The following is a 21,683-nucleotide window of genomic DNA, read 5'->3' on the forward strand; positions in this document are numbered from 1 at the left end:
ATAGGAATAGTCTGAAGACCGCAAATAAAAACAGGAATCATTTCAAATGGTTAAAACATTGTTAAATAAAGTTAATGATGTGTGCTCTCATGAGGATTTCGGCAAGCTGCTGCTGCGTTTAGCGGTGGGCGGGTTGATGCTATTCCACGGCGTACACAAGCTTATCGATGGTGTGGGAGGCATTGCCGGTATGCTGGCGGCGAAAGGATTGCCTGGCTTTATCGCTTACGGCGTGCTGGTGGGCGAAGTGCTGGCGCCGGTGTTGATAGTCATCGGTATTCTGACGCGCCCGGCAGCGCTGGTTCTGGCTTTCACCATGGTGGTAGCGTGGCTGATGGTTGGCGTTGGCAAAACGGGGGCGCTGGATGTGACGGGTGCCTGGGCGATTGAAAGCATTGTTTACTTCTTCCTCGGCGGTCTGGCGGTTGCGTTTATTGGCGCGGGCCGTTACTCTCTGGCACCAGCCTGGAAGTGAAGCAATAACGCCCTTCGTTATGCAAGGGCGTTATTTTACTCAGGCCAGTACTAAATCCCCCTGCGGATGGCATGAGCAGGCCAGCACATAGCCATCGGCAATCTCTTGCTCCGTCAGCGTCATGGTGCTGCTGACCGTATACTCCCCGGCGATCACCTGCGTTTTACAGCAGCCGCAAACCCCGGCGCGGCAGGCGGCGTTCACCGGCTCTTTGTTACTTTCCAGCGCGTCGAGCAGCGTGGTGCCCACCGGCGCATAGAAACTTTTTTGCGTTGAAAAACGCGTGAATTTCAGCCCGTCGGTTGCGGCTTTGGCGACCGGGGTGAAGAATTTTTCTTTAAAGAAGCGCGTCACGCCCAGCGCTTTCACCTCTTTTTCCACCCACTCCATATAGGGTGCCGGGCCACAGGTCATCACCGTGCGCTGCGAAAGCTGCGGCACGTTTTGTAGCATTTCGCGCGTCAGGCGACCGGATGCGAAGCCTGCTGAGGCGTTGTTTTCCGCCACCAGCGTCACCGGGTAGTTGCGCCACTCATCGGCAAAAATCACATCCTGCGGTGAACGCACGTTAAAGATAACCTGCACATCCGCCTGCGGGCGGTATTTCGCCAGCCAGCGGCGCATCGACATAATCGGCGTCACGCCGCAGCCTGCCGCCAGCAGTAAGAACTTATCGTTGGGTTCGCTATCACAGGTAAATTCGCCCTGGGCATCGGAAAGCCAGAGGTAATCACCGCGTTTGACCTCCTGCGTCAGCCAGCCGGAGCCGACTCCCTCGTTGAGGCGACGGATAGTCAGGGTAATGTATTCACTGACGCCAGGCGTCGAGGAGAGGGTGTAGGCGCGCAGCGTTTCGGCGCTGTTACGAATACTGACCAGCGCATACTGCCCGGCGCGGTAAGGGTAAAAATCGTGGCATAACAGTGACAGCGTCCAGACATCCGGCGTCTCCTGCCGGATGTGGTGAACCTGCATACGCCACGGACACTGAGGGGTAGGCATCGTCATGATTGGCTCCTTATGCACTCAGCAACTGCTGCATATCCTGTTCAACGGTAGTGACCTGGCGCAGGCCAAACTTCTCGTTCAGTACCGCCAGTAAATCCGGCGTCAGGAAGCCTGGCGCGGTCGGCCCGGTAACGATATTGGTTACGCCCAGCGAAAGCAGCGTCAGCAGAATAACGATAGCTTTTTGCTCAAACCAGGAGAGCACCAGCGACAGCGGGAGGTCGTTTACGCCGCAGCCCAGTTTTTCCGCCAGCGTGACCGCAAGAATAATGGCCGAGTAGGCATCGTTACACTGACCGGCATCAACCAGACGCGGCAGCCCTTCGATGTTACCGAAATCGAGTTTGTTAAAGCGGTACTTGCCGCAGGCGAGCGTCAGGATCAGGCAGTCGTCCGGCACCTGGGTGGCAAAATCGGTGAAATAGCTGCGCTCGGTGCGCGCCCCGTCGCAACCGCCAACAAGGAACACATGGCGCAGTTTTTCACGGCTGACCAGATCGATAATCGTATCGACCGCGCCAAGCAGCGTCTGGCGGCCAAATCCAACGGTAATCAGGTGCTCAATTTCACTGTACGGGAAGCCGGACATCTGTTGCGCCTGGCGGATAACCGGCGTGAAATCGTCATCGTCCAGGTGGTTAACGCCCGGCCAGCCGACGATGCTGCGCGTCCAGATCCGGTCATCGTAAGACCCGACGGTAGGATCGATAATACAGTTAGAGGTCATCACGATGGGGCCGGGGAAGCGGGCAAACTCAACCTGCTGGTTTTGCCAGCCGCTGCCGTAGTTCCCGACCAGGTGTTTATATTTGCGCAGCTCCGGGTAGCCGTGCGCGGGCAGCATTTCACCGTGGGTATAGACATTGACGCCGGTGCCTTCGGTTTGTTGCAGCAGGTTGTGGAGATCTTTTAAATCATGTCCGGAGATAAGAATGCATTTCCCGGCGACGGCTTTAACGTTGACCTGGGTCGGCGTAGGGTGACCGTAGGCGCTGGTTTCACCGGCATCAAGGATACGCATGACGCTGAAATTCATCTGGCCGATTTCCATCGCGCACTCAAGCAGCGCATTCATATCCGCAGGCCAGGTACCCAGCCACGCCATGATTTTATGATAGCTGGCATAAATCGCGTTATCGTACTGGCCCAGCACGTGCGCGTGTTCCATATAGGCGGCAGCGCCTTTCAGACCATACAGGCACAGCAGGCGCAGGCCGAGAATATTTTCACCGATGGCTGCCTTGTCTTTGTTCGGGGTGAATTCTGCCGCCTGGCACTGTAGCTCGCCGAGGTCGTCACTCACCAGTTGCAGCTCGGCCATTGGGTTCTCGACGCGGCAGTTTGCATCAATGGTCAGGCAGAGCGCTTTCAGCGCTTCGCGCTTCTCTATGGCTTCACGGGCGTAACCGACGATACGCACCGAGTCAAAGTTAACGTTCGTCAGCGTGGAGAAAAACGCGCGGGGCGCGAAGCTATCCACCGCGTGATCGATAATATCGTACTCGCGCGCTTTGCAGGCCCAGGCTGAAAGCCCCTGTAACGCAGCAATCAGCAAATCCTGAAGGTCGGACGTTTCGGCGGTTTTCCCGCACATCCCCTGCGCGTACGCACAGCCATTCCCCGCCGGGGTTCTGATGGTTTGTTCACATTGCACACAAAACATGGTTGCACCTTTAAAGTTATATTTAAAATACATGTTTAAGATTATGCTGGTGTGGGAGGGCTTGAAAGTGCTTTTACAGGCTACTTAGCGGGAGATTGATTTAGCGCAATTTTGGCGGCAGAAGCCTACCGCCAAAGGGGTATCAGGCGGTGAAAAACGCCATCAGGACAGGTACCAGCAGACTTAGCATAAAGCCATGAACAATAGCCGCAGGCACTAGCTCAACACCGCCTGTGCGTTGCAGCACCGGCAGGGTAAAATCCATCGACGTTGCGCCACACAAGCCCAGCGCAGTTGAACGGCTGCGGCGCACCAGGCCCGGGATAAGCATGATAGCGATGAGTTCGCGTGCGAGGTCGTTAAAGAAGGTCGCACTGCCAATCACCGGGCCATAGGCTTCGGTCAGCAAAATGCCTGACAGAGAGTACCAGCCAAAGCCGGAGGCCATTGCCAGCCCGGTTTTCAACGGCAAGCCGAGCAGCAAAGCATTAATCGCGCCGCCTGCCAGCGAACTTAGCGCCACCACGACCGCAATTATCATACCGCGCCGGTTAAGCACAATCTGCCTGAGGGTCATCCCGCTATTGCGTAGCTGAATACCTACCAGCAACAGCAGGAAAATCAGCGTGTATTCGCTGGCTTCGGTCGCATGTTGCAAAAAATCCAGCCCGCTCAGACCCAGCACAAAACCCAGCAGTACCACACCGCACAGGCGCAGGGATTCGAGCGCCATAGCAATACGCGAAGGCAGTTTTTCCTGCTGGTGCTGATGCCGCCACGGCATGCTGCGCTCCAGCCACAGCAGTGCGAGCACATTGCACAGCAAAATGACCACCACGCTCACAGTGGAATAGTGCAAAATTGACAGCAAATTTGCGCTGAGATTATCCAGGAAGGCGAGGCTTATCCCCATAAAAAACAGGATCACATAAACAATCCAGCTCAATAATTTATTAATAAGCGTGAGGGTGTTGCGGTGATGCAGGGGAATAAGGTAGCCGGTAATCAACGGCAGCAGAATAATTAACAGTCCTGAGAGCATGAACAGTCCAATCCTTGCGAAATAAAAACATCCGGCATCACACTACCGAAAGGCAGGTATTGAGTAAAGCGATGAAAATTCAGGGTAACAAATAAAAAAGACCCGTTTTATTACCGGGTCTTTCGGCGTGTTCAGATACGCCTTTCCAGTAAAGTGCGATAAAGAATACCGCCGAGGATACCGCCAACGACAGGAACCACCCAGAAAAGCCATAATTGTTCCAGCGCCCAGCTTCCCTGGAAAATAGCCACTGCCGTACTGCGCGCCGGGTTAACAGACGTATTCGTGACAGGAATACTAATCAGGTGAATAAGCGTCAGGGCAAGGCCGATAGCAATAGGGGCAAAACCGGCGGCGGCGAATTTATCTGTCGCGCCGTGAATAACCAACAAGAAACCGCAGCTCAATACTAATTCGACGACAATCGCTGAGGTCATGGAATAATGGCCAGGAGAGTGCTCGCCATAGCCGTTCGCCGCGAATCCACTGGCCATGACATCAAAATCGCTTTTACCACTGGCAATAATATACAGCACGCCAGCGGCAATTATTCCACCCACTAATTGCGCAATGATATAACCAGCAATATCTTTACCAGCAAAACGGCCACCGGCCCACAGTCCAAGCGTAACCGCCGGATTAAAATGGCCGCCGGAAATATGCCCCACAGCAAATGCCATGGTCAGTACCGTTAAACCAAATGCCAGCGCCACTCCGGCAAAACCAATCCCTGTTTGCGGAAATGCCGCGGCCAGTACCGCGCTACCACAGCCACCAAATACCAGCCAGAATGTACCAAAACATTCCGCCGCTAATTTTCTCAACATAGCTACCTCGATATAATTTCAGCGGGCGCAAGCCCATTCCGTGAGTGAAAATACCTGCTGAAATGCGCAGATATTTAAAAACCATCACGATGATTTAGCCAGTTAAAGTCACTCATAGTTTGATTTTCAGACAGATATTATTTGCAACATCTTGCTTTGTATCGGTGTTTTATTTTTATATTTACGACAAGGTCAGGCGATGTGCTAACCAATGCATCGGGTTATCACTTTTGGTGTTGACGGGAATAATTTTCAGGAAAATTTTGCACTTAGCATATTTTTTGCCGCTTTTCATCCGGCTATACTTTTCTAAGGATAGATGGAAAAGCCCAGAGATGCCGGAGGAAAAATGATTCTGGAACGCGTGGAGATTGTCGGTTTTCGCGGCATAAATCGTTTATCGCTGATGCTTGAGCACACCAATGTGCTTATCGGTGAAAATGCCTGGGGGAAATCGAGCCTGCTGGATGCGCTAACGCTACTGCTCTCTGCGCAAACCGAGCTTTACCATTTTGTGCATGATGATTTCTGGTTTCCGCCAGGCGACCTCAACGGGCGCGAGCGCCATTTGCACATTATCCTGACCTTTCGTGAAACGGAACCGGGGCGTTATCGTATGCGGCGCTACCGCCCGCTTGCCGATTGCTGGGTGGCGGGAGATGACGGCCACCGGCGGTTATTTTACCGCCATGAAGGGGAGCTATCGGAGGATGGCAGCGTGATGACGTTGCGCAGCTTTCTGGATGCGCAAGGGCATCCCCTGGCGCTGCCGTCGGTCGATGATATCGCCCGCCATCTGATACGCCTGATGCCGGTACTTCGCCTGCGCGACGCGCGTTTTATGCGCCGTATCCGCGACGGTTCAGTGCCTGCGTTGCCTGAGCTTGAAAGCACCGCCCGCCAGCTTGATTTCCTGGCCCAGGAACTGGTCTCGCGCCCGCAGAATCTCTCCGACGGGCAAATTCGCCACGGTTTGTCGGCAATGGTTCAACTGCTTGAGCACTATTTCGCCGAGCAGAGCGGGGGCGCATCGCATCAACGGTTGATGCGGCGTCGCTCCCAGGATGAGCAACGTAGCTGGCGCTATCTCGATATTATTAACCGTATGATTGATAAACCCGGCGGGCGCATGTACCGGGTGATCCTGCTGGGCTTTTTCGCCACCTTGCTCAAAGCAAAAGGCAGCGTGCATCTCGACAGAGACGCGCGCCCGCTGCTGCTGGTTGAAGACCCGGAAACCCGGCTGCATCCCATTATGCTTTCGGTGGCCTGGCAGCTGTTGAACCTGCTGCCGTTGCAACAAATCACCACCACGAATTCTGGCGAGCTGCTGTCACTAACGCCGGTAGAGCACGTTTGCCGCCTGGTCCGCGAGTCATCACGGGTGGCGGCGTGGCGGCTTGGCCCCGGCGGTCTGAATGCAGAAGATGCGCGGCGCATTGCTTTTCATATCCGCTTTAATCGCCCTTCTTCGCTGTTTGCCCGCTGCTGGTTGCTGGTGGAAGGCGAGACCGAAACCTGGGTGATTAACGAACTTGCTCGCCAGTGCGGCCACCATTTTGATGCCGAAGGGGTGAAGGTGATTGAATTTGCCCAGTCGGGGCTTAAACCCCTGGTGAAATTCGCCCGCCGTATGGGGATCGAGTGGCATGTGCTGGTGGATGGCGACGAAGCCGGGAAAAAATATGCCGCCACCGTGCGCAGCCTGCTGAATAATGAAAGCGATAGCGTTCGCGATCATCTGACCGAACTCCCGGCGCTGGATATGGAACATTTTATGTATCGCGAAGGGTTCGCCGGGGTCTATCACCGGGTGGCGCAAATCCCTGAAAATGTGCGTATGAATATGCGCCGGGTCATTATCAAAGCCATTCATCGCTCCTCCAAACCAGACCTGGCGATAGAAGTGGCGATGGAGGCGGGTAGACGCGGCACAGAGTCCGTGCCGCCGTTGCTGCGTAAGATGTTTTCCCGCGTACTGTGGCTGGCGCGCGGGAGAGCGGATTAAGCGTGAAAATGGTTTTCGATTTGCGCGCGCAGGCTGTCCAGGAGCACATAGCGGCGGCGGTATTCGGCGCGCTTTTTACTGGCTATCTCCGCCATCGGTTTTCGCGCGATGGCATGCGGCAGAATATAGTCGCCATTGTCGCTGGCAATGGCACCTAATGATTCCCAAAAGCAGTTATAATCTGCCAGTAATTTTTCTTTCTTTTTCTTGCGGTAACGTAAGCTGCGATAAATATGGGTTTCGTTACTGACCGCACGGACAGCCTCGACGTCGAGAAATTCAGCCAGCGTCATCAGGCTTTCAAGCAGCAGACGTTTAGGAAAAAGCCCGTGGCAGGCTTTGGTCGCGCTCTGGATAACCTCGTGCGGGACGTTCGCTTTCGGCCCTTGCAGGCCGCCGATATAGAGCGTGTTTTTGCCCGCGTAGTGGCAGAGGGCAAAGGTGACTTTCGCCAGCGTATTATGCTGTGCATTGCAGAGCAGCAGCGTGGCTTCGCCCTCTCTGTCCAGTCCCTCATCGGCGCGCAGCGTCAGCGAAAAGAGGCTCTCATCTTTACCCGCCAGGACGGCAAGAACGGTTCCGGTTCTGCTGAAATAACCATTAGCAAGTTTTGCAGGCAGCAAACGAAGCATATTTTCATAGTGCCAGAAAATGGATTCGGCGGTCTGCTTTTGATTCATGACGGTGGAGAGCCAGGGGCGGTGCACCCGGCACGGCAGGCCAGGCTGGATATGCAGTAATTGCGGGTAGAGCGGCTGGCGGGCGAGCAGGCGTAAATAATTAAAGGTGGAAAAGGGCATGGCGAGCGAGCGTATCAGAAAGCGGCGACGGTATGCCGGGTTTTCCCAGACCCAACCCGGCGTCAGCTTGCCCGACGTTAACGCACGAAAAAGTTGCCAGCCGGATACAGGCAATGATGAATCAGGACACGTAACATCGGTAATTCTCGACATAGTAAAATCCGTTCGTGAAAAGAAAGGACTATTTCAGCAGGCGGATCCTTAACTCTGAATCAATGAAAAATGGAGAGAATCGTCTGAGAGGGTTTCGTTGAGCTTTTGTTTGGTTAAAATCGGTCATCGATGCAACGCGCGGACAACTCGCTGGAAAATTTATGAAACCGAAGGGAAAACGCAGGACTTTAATGATTGCGCTGGCAGTGTGCGTGTTACTGGCAGCGTTTTGGCTATGGGGAAAATTAACGGCGCCGGTCGTGCAGTATCAGACGTTAATAGTGCGCTCTGGCGAACTTCAGCAGAGCGTGCTGGCAACCGGAAAACTGGATGCGTTGCGTAAAGTGGATGTGGGCGCTCAGGTCAGCGGGCAGTTGAAAACCCTGTCGGTGAATATTGGCGACAAGGTTAAAAAAGATCAGTTGCTTGGGGTTATCGATCCTGAACAGGCCGAAAACCAGATCAAAGAAGTAGAAGCGACGCTGATGGAACTGCGGGCGCAGCGGCGTCAGGCGCTGGCCGAGCTAAAGCTGGCGCAGGTTACGCTGTCCCGCCAGCAACAGCTGGTGGCGCGAAACCTTATCTCACGTCAGGATCTGGATACCGCGGTCACCGAGCTTGCGGTTAAAGAGGCGCAGGCTGGCACTATCGAGGCGCAAATCAAGCGCAATCAGGCGACGCTGGATACGGCCAAAGCCAACCTGGAGTACACGCGTATTGTCGCGCCGATGGCCGGTGAAGTGACGCAAATCACCACCTTGCAGGGGCAGACGGTGATTGCCGCGCAACAAGCGCCAAATATTCTGACGCTTGCCGACATGAGCACGATGTTAGTGAAAGCGCAGGTATCAGAAGCGGACATCATCCATCTTAAACCGGGTCAAAAAGCGTGGTTTACCGTGCTTGGCGATCCGGGTACGCGTTACGAGGGCGTGCTGAAAGATATTCTGCCCACGCCTGAGAAAGTGAACGATGCCATTTTCTACCATGCGCGCTTCGAGGTGCCCAATCCGCAAGGGGTATTGCGCCTGGAGATGACCGCGCAAGTGCATATCCAGCTGACCGGCATGAAAAATGTGCTGACCATTCCGCTGGCCGCGCTGGGAGAGCCGGTGGGTGATAACCGTTACAAAGTAAAATTACTGCGCAACGGAGAAGTACGCGAGCGCGAAGTTGTGCTGGGCGCGCGCAACGATACGGATGTGGTGATAACCAAAGGCTTAGAGGCTGGCGATGAGGTGGTGACGGGAGAAATGCGTGACGGAGCGGCGAAATGACGGCGCTGCTGGAACTGAAAGAGATTCGTCGCAGCTATCCGTCCGGGGAAGTGCAGGTCGAGGTGCTAAAAGGCATCACGCTGCGCATTAATGCGGGCGAAATGGTGGCGATTGTTGGCGCTTCCGGCTCCGGTAAATCCACGCTGATGAATATTATTGGCTGCCTTGATAAGCCCACCAGCGGGATCTACCGTGTGGCGGGCGTCGATGTCTCCACGCTGGGTAGCGATGCGCTGGCGCAGCTGCGTCGCGAGCATTTTGGTTTTATTTTCCAGCGCTATCATTTGCTCTTGCATCTCACGGCTGCGCAAAACGTTGAAGTCCCGGCGGTCTACGCCGGTACGGAGCGCAAGGCGCGGCTGGCGCGCGCCAAAGAATTACTGGAACGCCTGGGCCTGGGCGATCGGGCAGATTACCAGCCTTCGCAACTCTCCGGCGGGCAGCAGCAGCGCGTCAGTATCGCCCGCGCGCTGATGAATGGCGGTCAGGTTATCCTTGCGGACGAACCGACCGGCGCGCTGGACAGCCGGTCGGGTGAAGAGGTGATGGCTATCCTTCATCAGCTGCGCGATCGCGGGCATACGGTGATCATTGTGACCCACGATCCGCAGGTCGCCGCGCAGGCCGAGCGGGTGATCGAGATACGCGATGGCGAGCTGATTACTAACCCTCCGGCAAAAGAAGGCGCGGCGGCGGCGAACCATGATGCGGTCGTCGGGCAGGCCGGTGGCTGGCGGCAATTTGTCAGCCGTTTTCACGAAGCGCTAAATATGGCCTGGCGAGCAATGGCCGCTAACAAGATGCGCACGCTATTAACCATGCTCGGCATTATTATCGGTATCGCCTCGGTGGTGTCGATTGTGGTGGTGGGCGATGCCGCGAAACAGCTGGTGCTGGCGGATATCCGTTCAATCGGCACCAACACGATTGATGTGTATCCCGGCAAAGATTTTGGTGATGACGATCCGCAGTATCAGCAAGCGCTGAAGTATGACGATCTGCTGGCTATCCAGAAGCAGCCCTGGGTGCTCTCCGCCACGCCATCGGTGTCGCAAAATTTGCGGCTGCGCTACGGCAATATTGACGTGGCCGCCAGCGCCAACGGGGTGAACGGGCAGTACTTTAACGTTTATGGTATGACCTTCAGTGAAGGGACGTCATTTAATAACGAGCAGCAAAATGGTCGCGCGCAGGTTGTGGTACTGGACAGCAACACGCGTCGCCAGCTCTTTCCGGGCGAGGCAAAGGTCGTCGGTAAAGTGATTCTGGTGGGGAATATGCCCGCAACGGTTATTGGCGTGGCCGAAGAGAAGCAATCGATGTTTGGCAGCAGCAAAATTTTGCGCGTCTGGCTGCCTTATACCACGATTTCCGGGCGCATTATGGGGCAGTCGTGGCTGAACTCTATCACCGTTCGTGTGAAGGACGGCTACAGCAGCGAGCAGGCCGAACAGCAGCTCACCCGTTTGATGAATTTACGGCATGGCAAAAAAGATTTCTTCGTCTGGAATATGGACGGGCTCTTGAAAACGGCGGAAAAGACCACACGTACTTTACAGCTGTTCCTGACGCTGGTGGCAGTGATCTCCTTGCTGGTCGGAGGCATTGGCGTGATGAATATCATGCTGGTATCGGTGACGGAGCGTACCCGTGAGATTGGTATCAGGATGGCGGTCGGCGCCCGCGCAGGCGATGTCCTGTCGCAGTTTCTGATTGAAGCGGTATTTGTTTGCCTGGTGGGCGGCGCGCTCGGTGTGACGCTGTCGATGCTGATTGCGTTTACGCTTCAGCTGTTCTTACCCGGCTGGGAGATCGGTTTTTCACCGGTGGCGCTGTTTACCGCGTTTTTGTGCTCCACGTTTACCGGTGTGCTGTTTGGCTGGTTGCCAGCGCGTAATGCCGCACGGCTGGATCCGGTCGATGCACTGGCGCGGGAATAGCCAGAATAAGAAAATGCCAACCGAGATTCGGCTGGCATTTTATCCGAGGTATGTACACAATGAAATAAGAGGCGTCAGGCCACGGCTTCCGCTTCAACGGGCACGATGACGCTTGCATGATTGCCCTTCGGGCCCTGGTGTACATCAAACCGGACAGTCTGCCCGGCTTTTAGCGTTCTGTAACCATCCATTTGAATGGTGGAATAATGCGCGAAGATATCTTCGCCGCCGCCTTCAGGGCAGATAAAACCGAACCCTTTGGCATTGTTGAACCACTTAACAGTACCCGTTTCCATGCTTCGACATCCTTCGTAAATCTTATTTAAGTAAGATGGAATGAACCGGTGGTAGAGTGTGGGGTTTGTTCAAAACCTCGCCAACTCACGACTGTACAATTTAGATAAATCGAATAACGCGTCAAGCGTTTGACAAGGGTTCTGGGAGGCGGCGCATCAAAATTTTGAAGCAGTTAACGCTATTGCAAAGAATGTGACTGCCGTCGCGAATAGCAATGATAGATGATAGTTATCTGACATCTGATGTAGATTAAAAATACATCTGGATTCATGTAATCGGCCGATTAACCAACGCCGGAACCTGTAACCTAAGATGAAACGCAACGATGGGTAAGAGCAATCACTGGCTGGATTTTGACCAGTTGGCGGAAGATAAAGTGCGTGATGCGCTAAAACCGCCATCTATGTATAAAGTTATGTTAATGAACGATGATTACACGCCAATGGAATTTGTTATTGACGTGCTACAAAAGTTCTTTTCTTATGATGTAGAACGTGCAACACAACTGATGCTCACGGTTCACTATCACGGCAAGGCCATTTGCGGGGTATTTACCGCAGAGGTCGCAGAGACGAAAGTCGCTCTGGTGAACAAATATGCACGGGAGAATGAGCATCCGTTGCTGTGTACGCTGGAAAGAGCCTGAATGCAGGCATAAAACTTGGGGAGGTGCCTATGCTCAATCAAGAACTGGAACTCAGTTTAAACATGGCTTTCGCCAGAGCGCGCGAGCACCGACATGAGTTTATGACCGTCGAGCACTTGTTACTGGCCCTGCTCAGTAACCCATCGGCCCGCGAAGCGCTGGAAGCATGCTCTGTGGATCTGGTGGCGCTGCGACAAGAACTCGAAGCCTTCATCGAACAAACCACGCCCGTTCTGCCCATGAGTGAAGAAGAGCGCGACACACAACCGACGCTCAGCTTCCAGCGTGTGCTACAACGTGCGGTGTTTCACGTCCAGTCTTCCGGTCGCAGTGAAGTGTCCGGTGCCAATGTGCTGGTTGCCATTTTTAGCGAACAGGAGTCGCAAGCGGCTTACCTGTTGCGCAAACACGAAGTGAGCCGCCTCGATGTGGTGAACTTTATCTCTCACGGCACGCGTAAAGACGAGCCGGGATCGCCATCCTCTGACGCAGGTAGCAGCAGCCAGGCGAATAGCGAAGAGCAAGCAGGCGGGGAGGAACGTATGGAAAACTTCACCACCAACCTAAACCAGCTTGCTCGCGTTGGCGGAATAGACCCGCTGATTGGGCGTAGTAAAGAGCTTGAGCGCGCCATTCAGGTTCTCTGCCGTCGGCGCAAAAACAACCCGCTGTTGGTGGGGGAGTCGGGCGTAGGGAAAACCGCGATCGCCGAAGGGCTGGCCTGGCGGATTGTGCAGGGCGACGTGCCGGAAATCATGGCCGACTGCACAATTTATTCGCTGGATATTGGCTCGCTGCTGGCAGGCACCAAATACCGTGGTGATTTCGAAAAACGTTTTAAAGCGCTGCTCAAACAGCTTGAGCAGGACAGCAACAGCATTCTGTTTATTGATGAGATCCATACTATCATCGGCGCAGGTGCCGCTTCCGGCGGGCAAGTGGATGCTGCCAACCTGATTAAACCGTTGCTCTCCAGCGGTAAAATCCGGGTGATGGGTTCCACGACCTATCAGGAATTCAGCAACATTTTTGAGAAAGATCGCGCGCTGGCGCGTCGCTTCCAGAAAATTGATATCACTGAACCTTCCGTTGAAGAAACCGTGCAGATAATCAATGGCCTGAAGCCGAAGTATGAGGCGCATCACGATGTGCGTTATACGGCGAAAGCGGTGCGTGCGGCGGTAGAATTAGCGGTGAAATATATCAACGACCGCCATTTGCCGGACAAAGCCATTGATGTGATTGATGAAGCGGGTGCCCGTGCGCGCCTGATGCCGGTTAGCAAGCGCAAGAAAACCGTTAACGTGGCGGATATCGAGTCGGTGGTGGCGCGAATCGCGCGAATTCCTGAGAAGAGTGTTTCTCAAAGCGATCGCGATACGCTGAAAAACCTTGGCGATCGTCTGAAAATGCTGGTGTTTGGCCAGGATAAAGCGATCGAGGCGTTAACCGAAGCGATTAAGATGAGCCGCGCCGGGCTGGGCCAGGATCATAAACCGGTTGGTTCCTTCCTGTTTGCCGGTCCTACTGGCGTCGGGAAAACCGAGGTCACGGTTCAGTTGTCAAAAGCGCTGGGTATTGAGCTGCTGCGTTTCGATATGTCTGAATATATGGAGCGTCACACCGTCAGCCGTCTGATTGGCGCGCCTCCGGGATATGTGGGCTTCGACCAGGGCGGCTTGCTGACCGATGCGGTCATTAAGCATCCTCACGCGGTACTGCTGCTTGATGAGATCGAAAAAGCGCACCCGGATGTCTTTAACCTGCTGTTGCAGGTGATGGATAACGGGACGCTGACCGACAACAATGGGCGCAAAGCAGACTTCCGCAATGTGGTGCTGGTGATGACGACCAACGCCGGGGTGCGGGAAACCGAGCGCAAATCCATTGGTCTTATCCATCAGGATAACAGCACGGATGCGATGGAAGAGATCAAGAAGATCTTTACGCCGGAGTTCCGCAACCGTCTGGATAATATTATCTGGTTTGATCATCTGTCTGGCGACGTTATTCATCAGGTGGTGGATAAGTTTATCGTCGAGCTACAGGTGCAGCTGGATCAGAAAGGCGTGTCGCTGGAAGTCAGTCAGGAAGCACGCGACTGGCTGGCAGACAAAGGTTACGATCGGGCAATGGGCGCACGTCCGATGGCGCGCGTCATCCAGGACAACCTGAAAAAACCGCTGGCTAACGAGTTGCTGTTTGGTTCGCTGGTAGACGGTGGTCAGGTGACCGTCACGCTCGATAAAGAGAAAAATGAGCTGAAATATGATTTCCAAAGTGCGCAAAAGCACAAACCGGAAGCTGCACATTAATCTTTGCCGTTAAAACGTAAAAACCGGGTTCCTGTGGACCCGGTTTTTTTATATCTGCGAGCAAGCATCAGGCTGTTGTCAGCCGTGAATCGAAAACAAAAGGCAGCTCTTTTACAGTTTTTAACTGGCTACTGAAGTGCTCATGCTGAGGATTTAAAATCGCGTTATTTTCCATCGGGATAACGCAGGACGGCAGCACCAGCGCGATGGCGCTTCTGGCTTCCAGCCAGGCGGTACCCAGATCCATGGTGGAAAGCGGGGCGGGGTTTTCCTGCCAGTCAGGCGGCAGCCACTGCTTATCCAGATGCTCGATATGCTTGTCTGCTATCTCAATGCTGAACAATTTATAACGGGCAAGAAGGCGCTCGCTATGCACATGCACCAGCATTTCAAGCGCGGCAAGAGAAACAGAGGTGGCGACATAAACCGCCGGATGTCCTTTATGGTTCCACCGACCGCCGAACTGATTCGCGCCACCTCCTGTCCAGGCTTCGCTGGCGAAGCGGCGCGTAACGAGGCGGTAGAAAATCAAGCAAACACCCCATGTTCCAGCCGACCGAGAAGGTCGGTCACTTCGAGCGCACCGCTTTCCGTGGCGATAAGCGAAATAGGGGCGACATTGCCAAGCCCGCGAACCGGGGTTTGTAACCACTCCCAGGCCATTTTTTTGCTGCCAAAAAATTGTACCGCGGTGTCCACGACGCGAACCAGACGGGCGATCCTTTCGCTCTCTTCCGGGGTCAGCGTATGACCGGCGCTTTTACGGCGGGCGACATTGCGTTCATTAATGCCCGTTACGCGCAAAATATCGGCACGCGACATCTCTGTCCATTCATGAATATTATCAAGAATGCTGACCGGCAGGCCTTCATTCAGCATCTGTACCAGCTTTATGCCTCGGTTGGCGGGAAAACCGGCGAAACGCCAGAGCGCATTCTCAGCCGGTTTGTTTTCCGGGCTCCAGGTTCTCATGTTTCCTCCGGGTTAAGACATTTGTCATTACCCAGTATAGACATTTGTCCGCAGCGGTGAAAGGTGGGGGGAGGCAAAAAACAAAAAAGGCCGGGAATAACCCGACCTTTAAACGTGAAGCACTTAAGTGCGCTGGCGGAAAATCTTAGCGGCTACGGAAGACAATGCGGCCTTTGCTCAGGTCGTACGGGGTCAGTTCCACAGTCACTTTATCGCCCGTCAGGATACGGATGTAGTTTTTACGCATTTTACCGGAAATATGCGCAGTGACCACGTGACCGTTTTCCAGTTCTACGCGGAACATCGTATTAGGCAACGTTTCAAGCACGGTGCCCTGCATTTCAATATTGTCTTCTTTGGCCATCTAATCCTCGGGGGTATCACTACCATAATTTTTGAATCGGCAAGATAATGCCGAAGTTCGTCAGTTAAGTAAAGATTTGTGCTGATAAAACGCAGCAAAACGACTTTTGCATATTGCCCTCACGCCACTACCACGGCGCGCATGATAAGCGCAGCCGAAAAGGGGAGCATTGAGATAAAACGAAGGGCATCCCTGATACAAACAACTCCCGGGCAGGGCGGGGCAACAGGCAAAAGCTGCTCTGAGCGACCATTATAACACCCTGACACAAAATGTGCCGAAAACATTGTTCAGGGCAGTAAAAACAACGACCTCGGCACCCAGAAATGCGATGGCATGGGCACTTTACGCAACTCTGCCAGCTGGAGCAGATAATCCCGGCGAGGAATTTCCACCGCGCCGAGGGATGCGGTGTGATTATTTAACACCTGACAATCGAGCAGCTTACCACCGTGGTGTACAAATTCTGCGCAAAAAACAAGCAGTGCCGTTTTGGAGGCATTTTCCCGGCGGCTGAACATGGACTCACCACAGAACAGACCGCCCTGAGAAACACCGTACATCCCGCCCACCAGCTCCTTGCCGTGCCACACTTCGATGGAGTGCGCATGGCCAAGCTCATGCAGACGCTGATACGCTTGTACAACATCAGGCGTAATCCAGGTGCCTTCGTCACGCTCCCGCGAGCAGCCGTCGATAACCTGATCGAACGCGTGATTGAGCGTCACCTGATACGGCGACGTTTTATGAAAACGCTTCATGCTACGGCTGATATGAAAACGCTCCGGCCACAGCACGGCACGCGGATCGGGTGACCACCAGAGAATCGGATCGCCGGGAGAGAACCAGGGAAAAATGCCGCGTTGATAGGCAACCAAAAGCCGCGCCGGGCTGAGATCGCCACCCAGCGCCAGCAAACCGTTGGGTTCACGCAACGCCGCTTCTGGCGAAGGAAAAGCGATAGAGTGACGAGATAGCTGAACCAGGCGCATGACTTATAACTCCACAACGTAACTCAAACGCAACAAAGGAACATAGCACTCTTCAGGCCGCCCTGGGTAAGTCACAGTTTTAGCGCATCCTGAATGATGTGTACTACTATCGTCATCTTGCCTGTTTGACTTTAGCGTTGCCGATAAATAAGCGGCAAAATGACGACTATCCGCTACAGACGCTGCTTAAACTGGTAGTACCGACCCTGTTTCGCCATTAACGCTGCGTGATTACCTTGCTCAATAATTTGCCCGTTGTCCATCACAATTATCCGATCGCAACGTGCCAGGCCACGCAGACGGTGCGTGACCATTAAGAGCGTTTTTCCTTCCATTACTTCATCAAGTAATTCAAGGATTTGACTCTCGGTAGACGCATCCAGCCCTTCGGTGGGTTCATCCAACAGCACCAGCGGCGCGTCGCGTAACAGTGCGCGGGCTATCGCCAGGCGGCGCAGCTCGCCGCCGGATAATTGGCGACCGCCTTCACCGAGCCAGGCATTAAGGCCGCTATCGTCGAGCAGGTTTTCCAGCCCGACGCGCCTGAGCATAGTGCTGAGCGCTTCGTCGCTGGCCTGGGGGGACGCGAGCAGTAAATTATCCCGTAGCGTGGCGCTAAACAGATGAACGCGCTGCGGCACCATACTAATGAATTTACGCAGGTCTGATTCGGCAACATCAGCCAGCGGCTGGCCGCCGAGGCGAATAGTGCCTTGTTGCGGGTCCCACGCACGGGTCAGTAGCTGTAACAGGGTGGATTTACCGCAACCGGTGCGGCCAAGAATAGCGACATGCTCCCCGGCGGCAATGGACAGCGAGATATTCTCCAGCGCCCGCAGCGGCTGGCCAGGGTAGCTAAAAGAGACCGCATCGAATTGCACGGAGGCCTGCTCCGGCGCAGCGCAAGCGTTTTTCACAAATGTCACTTCCGGCTGGCACTCGGTAAGTTGCGTGATGCGCGTTGCGGAAGCTATGACCTGGCCTAAATGCTGGAAAGCGCCTGTAACGGGTGCCAGGGCTTCAAAGGCGGCGAGCGCGCAGAAAACAAACAGGGCGATTAACGCACCGGGTTCGGGATTACCGCCCACGCCTCCGGCGGCGAACCACAGCATTGCTATCGCTGCCACGCCGCTAATCAACAGCATCAAGGCCTGGGAGGTAGCACTAAGATCGGACTGGCGGCGCTGCGCTTCGTGCCAGCTTAGTTCGGTATTATCCAGCTGCTCGCGATAACGCTGGCTGGCGGCGAAAAGCGTTAGCTCCGCCTGGCCCTGTAACCAGCTAGTTAATTGCTGGCGATAGCGACCACGCAGCGCAGTCAGCTTCTCGCCGGTGGGTTTCCCCGCACGATAAAAGAGCGGCGGCAGGAAAAATAGCGTTGCCAGCATGATCCCACCGAGCAGCAGGGCGAGCGGAACATCCAGTACGCACAACCCCAGGGTGACCACAACGATAACCACCAGCGCGCCCACTAACGGCGAAATGACCCGCAGGTAAAGGTGGTCAAGGGTGTCTACGTCGGCAACCACCCGGTTGAGCAACTCAGCCTGGCGAAAACGCGCCAGCCCGCCCGGCGAGAGGGGCAGCAGCTTGCTGAAGGTTGAAACACGTAAATGTTCCAGTACGCGGAAGGTGGCGTCGTGGCTGACCAGACGCTCAAAATAGCGCCCGGCGGTGCGCGTAATCGCAGCACCACGCACGCCCGCCGCAGGCAACATATAGTTAAAGCTATACAGCCCGGCGAAACCCGCCAGCGCAGAGGCGGACAAGAACCAGCCGGAGAGCGTGAGCAGACCGATACTGGCCAGCAGGGTAATGATGGCGAGGATCACGCCCAGTGCCAGCATCCATTTATGGCGCTTATAAAGTGCGAGATAAGGCAGCAGCGCGCGCATTTAAATCTCCTCCTGACGATGCGCAAGCAGCTCAGCAAACGCCCCTTGTGCGTGGGATAACTCAGCAAAACTGCCTTGCTCAATAATCTGCCCCTCGCGCATAACCCAGACAGCGTCCCAGTCGGCAAGGTTTTCCAGTTGATGGGTCACCATCAGCGTCGTTTGCTGGCGGGAAGCGTCGGTCAGCACCTGCATCACGCGCTGTTCGCTATGGGCATCAAGGCTGGCGGAAGGTTCGTCCAGCAGCAGCAGTTTACAGGGAGAGAGCAGCGCACGCGCCACCGCGATGCGTTGTGCCTGGCCAACCGAAAGCCTGACGGCCTGATCGCCAGGCTGCGTCTCCAGCCCTTCGGGCAAAAGCGGCAGAAACTCGCTAACCCAGACCTTGTCCAGCACCGCCTGGAGCTCCGCTTCGCTGGCATCCGGGCGCGAAAGCAGGACGTTCTCACGCAGAGTCGCGGCGGGCAGCTGCGGGTTTTGCCCCACCCAACTGATAAGCTTGCGCCAGCTCTCTGCATCCAGCTCGCGCAGCTCTGTGCCATTGACCTGCAGCGAACCCTCATAGGGTAAAAAGCCAGATAACAGATTAATTAAAGAACTTTTCCCCGAGCCGCTGCGACCAACCAGCACCACGCGCTGCCCGGCAGGTAGGGAGAAATCAAGCGGCCCGGCAAGCACCGCGCCTTCAGGGGATTTGATAACCAGAGCGCGGGCCTCAAGCGAAACCGGCTCGTCGCTAAGCGTAACCGTGCCGCGCTGCGGATGCGCCAGCGGCGCTTCCATAAACGTTTTCAGACTATCCGCTGCGCCAATAGCCTGTGCTTTGGCATGGTAAAACGTGCCGAGATCCCGCAGCGGCTGGAAGAATTCCGGCGCCAGCACCAGCGCAAGAAAACCGGCAAACAGCGTCACGCCCGTACCATAATGGCCAAAATTCAGCTCGCCGAGGTAAGAGAAGCCGAAGTAGACCGCCACCACGGCAATCGACAGGGAAGCGAAGAACTCCAGCACACCGGAGGATAAAAAAGCAAGACGCAGCACTTCCATGGTTCGGCTGCGGAAATCCTGAGAAGCCTGGCGGATAGCGTCGGTTTCGGCGTCGCCGCGACCAAAAATTCGCAGTGTGTCCATCCCGCGCAGGCGATCGAGAAAATGGCCGCTCAGGCGCGCCAGCGCCTTAAAATTGCGACGGTTAGCATCGGCTGCACCCATGCCCACCAGCGCCATAAAAAGAGGGATAAGTGGCGCGGTGGCAAGCAGTATCAGCGCCGCGGCCCAGTTGATGGGGAAAAGGGTTATCACAATCAGCAGCGGCACGCTCCCGGCCAGCGCCATTTGCGGCAAATAGCGGGCGTAGAAGTCATGCATGTCATCAATTTGTTCCAGCACGAGCGTCGCCCAGCTTCCCGCCGGTTTTCCCTGAATCCACGCAGGCCCGGCCAGATGCAGCCTGTCCAGTACCTGGCGGCGAATTTCAAAACGGATATGCGCGCCAGCATGGAAACCGACACGCTCACGTAACCAGATAACCCAACTGCGCAGAACAAAAATCAGCGCCAGCAAAGCAAAAGGCAGCAGGAGGGCTTCACGCGGGATATTTTCCATAATGATATGGTTGAGAATGCGCGCCATTATCCACGCTTGCGCCACAATCAACACGCCGCTGACCACGCCCAGAAGGCGTGACAGGGTCAGCCAGCGCCGGGAAATAATACTTTGCTGTTTTAACCAGCGGGTGAGTTCTTGCTGACGAGTTTTATTCATTGCACGCTTTGCTGGTGAAGTTATCGAATTTTTAGCCGGTGCAATGTTACAACGCAGGCAAAATAAAGGCGACTTATAGTCGCCTTTTTTACCTTTGTTGCTGAGATGTAAAGATTATTTACTTTCAGCTAACCCATCAAGATACCGTTCAGCATCCAGCGCGGCCATACAGCCGGTACCGGCGGAAGTGATAGCCTGACGGTAGATATGATCCATCACGTCGCCTGCGGCAAAAACGCCCGGAATGCTGGTTTGTGTCGCGTTGCCATGGATACCGGACTGGACTTTAATGTAGCCGTTTTCCAGCTCCAGCTGCCCTTCAAAAATCGAGGTGTTCGGGCTGTGGCCAATGGCGACAAACAGACCAGCCACATCCAGCGTCTCTACATTTTCTGTATTATGTGTATCGCGCAGGCGCAAACCGCTAACGCCCATCTGATCGCCCGTGACTTCTTCAAGCGTACGGTTGGTGTGCAGCACAATATTGCCGCTTTCCACTTTATCCATCAGACGTTTGATCAGGATTTTTTCCGCACGGAAGGTGTCACGGCGGTGGATCAGATGCACTTCAGAAGCAATGTTCGCCAGATACAGCGCTTCTTCTACGGCGGTGTTGCCGCCGCCGATAACGGCCACTTTCTGGTTGCGGTAGAAGAAACCGTCACAGGTTGCGCAGGCAGAAACGCCACGGCCTTTAAACGCTTCTTCAGAGGCCAGGCCAAGGTAACGGGCTGAGGCGCCGGTGGCGATGATTAATGCATCGCAGGTGTACTCGCCGCTATCGCCTTTCAGACGGAACGGACGGTTTTGCAAATCAACGCTGCTGATATGATCGAAGATGATTTCAGTGTCGAATTTGACGGCATGCTCATGCATGCGCTCCATCAACAGCGGTCCGGTCAAATCGTGCGGGTCGCCCGGCCAGTTTTCAACCTCGGTGGTGGTGGTGAGCTGGCCACCCTTTTCCATACCGGTAATCAAAACTGGCTGCAGGTTGGCGCGTGCGGCATAGACCGCAGCGGTATAACCGGCAGGGCCTGAACCAAGGATAAGCAGCTTACTGTGTTTGGCCGTACCCATGAGATCCTCATTATTGTGTGGCAGACATTGGGCTGGATTGTAGGGAATTTACCGGCGTAAAAAAAGGGCGCTGCGATTATGTTAACGATATGTGTGATAGTAATAACCGATGATACCAGGAATTTTCATGCCGAAATATAATAATTTCTACTGAAAAAGGTTCGG

19 protein-coding genes are annotated in these 21,683 nt (G+C 54.8%); 6 read left to right on the forward strand and 13 right to left on the reverse strand.

What is annotated here, in order from left to right:
* The first annotated feature begins 46 nt into the window (after positions 1-46).
* Positions 47-475: a DoxX family protein gene (locus ACTU3N_RS16715; protein WP_443087249.1), complete on the forward strand. Its 429-nt coding sequence runs from the start codon at positions 47-49 to the stop codon at positions 473-475.
* A gap of 39 nt (positions 476-514) precedes the next feature.
* On the opposite strand, the gene hcr is transcribed toward ACTU3N_RS16715, so the two are convergent.
* From hcr to aqpZ, 4 genes are all read right to left on the reverse strand, one after another.
* Entirely contained in the window at positions 515-1,483 is a 969-nt protein-coding gene (gene hcr, locus ACTU3N_RS16720; RefSeq protein WP_443087250.1) for an NADH oxidoreductase, read from the reverse strand.
* Between the two features lie 10 nt (positions 1,484-1,493).
* Entirely contained in the window at positions 1,494-3,146 is a 1,653-nt protein-coding gene (gene hcp / locus ACTU3N_RS16725; protein ID WP_443087251.1) for a hydroxylamine reductase, read from the reverse strand.
* A 142-nt stretch (positions 3,147-3,288) separates the two neighbouring features.
* Positions 3,289-4,188: a lysine exporter LysO family protein gene (locus ACTU3N_RS16730; protein WP_443087252.1), complete on the reverse strand. Its 900-nt coding sequence runs from the start codon at positions 4,186-4,188 to the stop codon at positions 3,289-3,291.
* A gap of 131 nt (positions 4,189-4,319) precedes the next feature.
* Positions 4,320-5,015 carry an aquaporin Z gene (gene aqpZ, locus ACTU3N_RS16735; protein WP_443087253.1) on the reverse strand — a complete coding sequence of 232 codons (696 nt, stop codon included), beginning with the start codon at positions 5,013-5,015 and terminating at the stop codon, positions 4,320-4,322.
* A 349-nt stretch (positions 5,016-5,364) separates the two neighbouring features.
* On the opposite strand from aqpZ, the gene ACTU3N_RS16740 reads away from it, so the two are divergent.
* Complete coding sequence (locus ACTU3N_RS16740; protein WP_443087254.1) at positions 5,365-7,023, forward strand: ATP-dependent endonuclease; 1,659 nt, start codon at positions 5,365-5,367, stop codon at positions 7,021-7,023.
* On the opposite strand, the gene ACTU3N_RS16745 is transcribed toward ACTU3N_RS16740, so the two are convergent.
* Positions 7,020-7,976 (reverse strand): VirK/YbjX family protein, encoded by a 957-nt coding sequence (locus ACTU3N_RS16745; RefSeq protein ID WP_443087255.1) that lies wholly within the window; start codon positions 7,974-7,976, stop codon positions 7,020-7,022. The two genes, ACTU3N_RS16740 and ACTU3N_RS16745, sit on opposite strands and share 4 nt — an antisense overlap.
* Before the next feature lie 161 nt (positions 7,977-8,137).
* On the opposite strand from ACTU3N_RS16745, the gene macA reads away from it, so the two are divergent.
* Both macA and macB read left to right on the forward strand, forming a co-directional pair.
* Positions 8,138-9,253 (forward strand): macrolide transporter subunit MacA, encoded by a 1,116-nt coding sequence (gene macA / locus ACTU3N_RS16750; RefSeq protein WP_443087256.1) that lies wholly within the window; start codon positions 8,138-8,140, stop codon positions 9,251-9,253.
* A complete protein-coding gene (macB, locus tag ACTU3N_RS16755) occupies positions 9,250-11,193 on the forward strand; it encodes a macrolide ABC transporter ATP-binding protein/permease MacB (protein WP_443087257.1) in 1,944 nt (647 codons plus the stop codon). Before macA ends, macB begins: the two co-directional genes overlap by 4 nt.
* Before the next feature lie 74 nt (positions 11,194-11,267).
* On the opposite strand, the gene cspD is transcribed toward macB, so the two are convergent.
* Positions 11,268-11,489 (reverse strand): cold shock-like protein CspD, encoded by a 222-nt coding sequence (gene cspD, locus ACTU3N_RS16760; RefSeq protein WP_443087258.1) that lies wholly within the window; start codon positions 11,487-11,489, stop codon positions 11,268-11,270.
* Between the two features lie 326 nt (positions 11,490-11,815).
* Here cspD and clpS point away from each other — a divergent pair, with 326 nt between their 5' ends.
* Positions 11,816-12,136 (forward strand): ATP-dependent Clp protease adapter ClpS, encoded by a 321-nt coding sequence (gene clpS / locus ACTU3N_RS16765; RefSeq protein WP_443087259.1) that lies wholly within the window; start codon positions 11,816-11,818, stop codon positions 12,134-12,136.
* A gap of 29 nt (positions 12,137-12,165) precedes the next feature.
* A complete protein-coding gene (gene clpA / locus ACTU3N_RS16770) occupies positions 12,166-14,451 on the forward strand; it encodes an ATP-dependent Clp protease ATP-binding subunit ClpA (RefSeq protein ID WP_443087260.1) in 2,286 nt (761 codons plus the stop codon).
* 67 nt (positions 14,452-14,518) lie between these two features.
* Here the strand turns inward: clpA and ACTU3N_RS16775 are convergent, their stop codons facing one another.
* The 7 genes from ACTU3N_RS16775 to trxB form a co-directional block, all read right to left on the reverse strand.
* Positions 14,519-14,983: an RES family NAD+ phosphorylase gene (locus ACTU3N_RS16775; RefSeq protein ID WP_443087261.1), complete on the reverse strand. Its 465-nt coding sequence runs from the start codon at positions 14,981-14,983 to the stop codon at positions 14,519-14,521.
* Positions 14,980-15,423, reverse strand: a complete 444-nt coding sequence (gene parS / locus ACTU3N_RS16780) for a type II RES/Xre toxin-antitoxin system antitoxin (protein ID WP_443087262.1) — start codon at positions 15,421-15,423, stop codon at positions 14,980-14,982. The genes ACTU3N_RS16775 and parS overlap by 4 nt, the downstream gene beginning before the upstream one ends.
* Before the next feature lie 145 nt (positions 15,424-15,568).
* Positions 15,569-15,787 (reverse strand): translation initiation factor IF-1, encoded by a 219-nt coding sequence (gene infA, locus ACTU3N_RS16785; protein ID WP_001040187.1) that lies wholly within the window; start codon positions 15,785-15,787, stop codon positions 15,569-15,571.
* 290 nt (positions 15,788-16,077) lie between these two features.
* Positions 16,078-16,779, reverse strand: a complete 702-nt coding sequence (gene aat, locus ACTU3N_RS16790; protein WP_443087263.1) for a leucyl/phenylalanyl-tRNA--protein transferase — start codon at positions 16,777-16,779, stop codon at positions 16,078-16,080.
* A 173-nt stretch (positions 16,780-16,952) separates the two neighbouring features.
* A complete protein-coding gene (gene cydC / locus ACTU3N_RS16795; RefSeq protein ID WP_443087264.1) occupies positions 16,953-18,674 on the reverse strand; it encodes a heme ABC transporter ATP-binding protein/permease CydC in 1,722 nt (573 codons plus the stop codon).
* Positions 18,675-20,438, reverse strand: coding sequence for a heme ABC transporter permease/ATP-binding protein CydD (gene cydD / locus ACTU3N_RS16800; RefSeq protein WP_443087265.1), 1,764 nt, complete (start codon positions 20,436-20,438; stop codon positions 18,675-18,677).
* Between the two features lie 114 nt (positions 20,439-20,552).
* Positions 20,553-21,518, reverse strand: a complete 966-nt coding sequence (gene trxB / locus ACTU3N_RS16805; RefSeq protein ID WP_443087266.1) for a thioredoxin-disulfide reductase — start codon at positions 21,516-21,518, stop codon at positions 20,553-20,555.
* Positions 21,519-21,683: the final 165 nt, after the last annotated feature.

The organism is Vagococcus sp. WN89Y (assembly GCF_052220145.1).
Taxonomy (GTDB): domain Bacteria; phylum Pseudomonadota; class Gammaproteobacteria; order Enterobacterales; family Enterobacteriaceae; genus Kosakonia.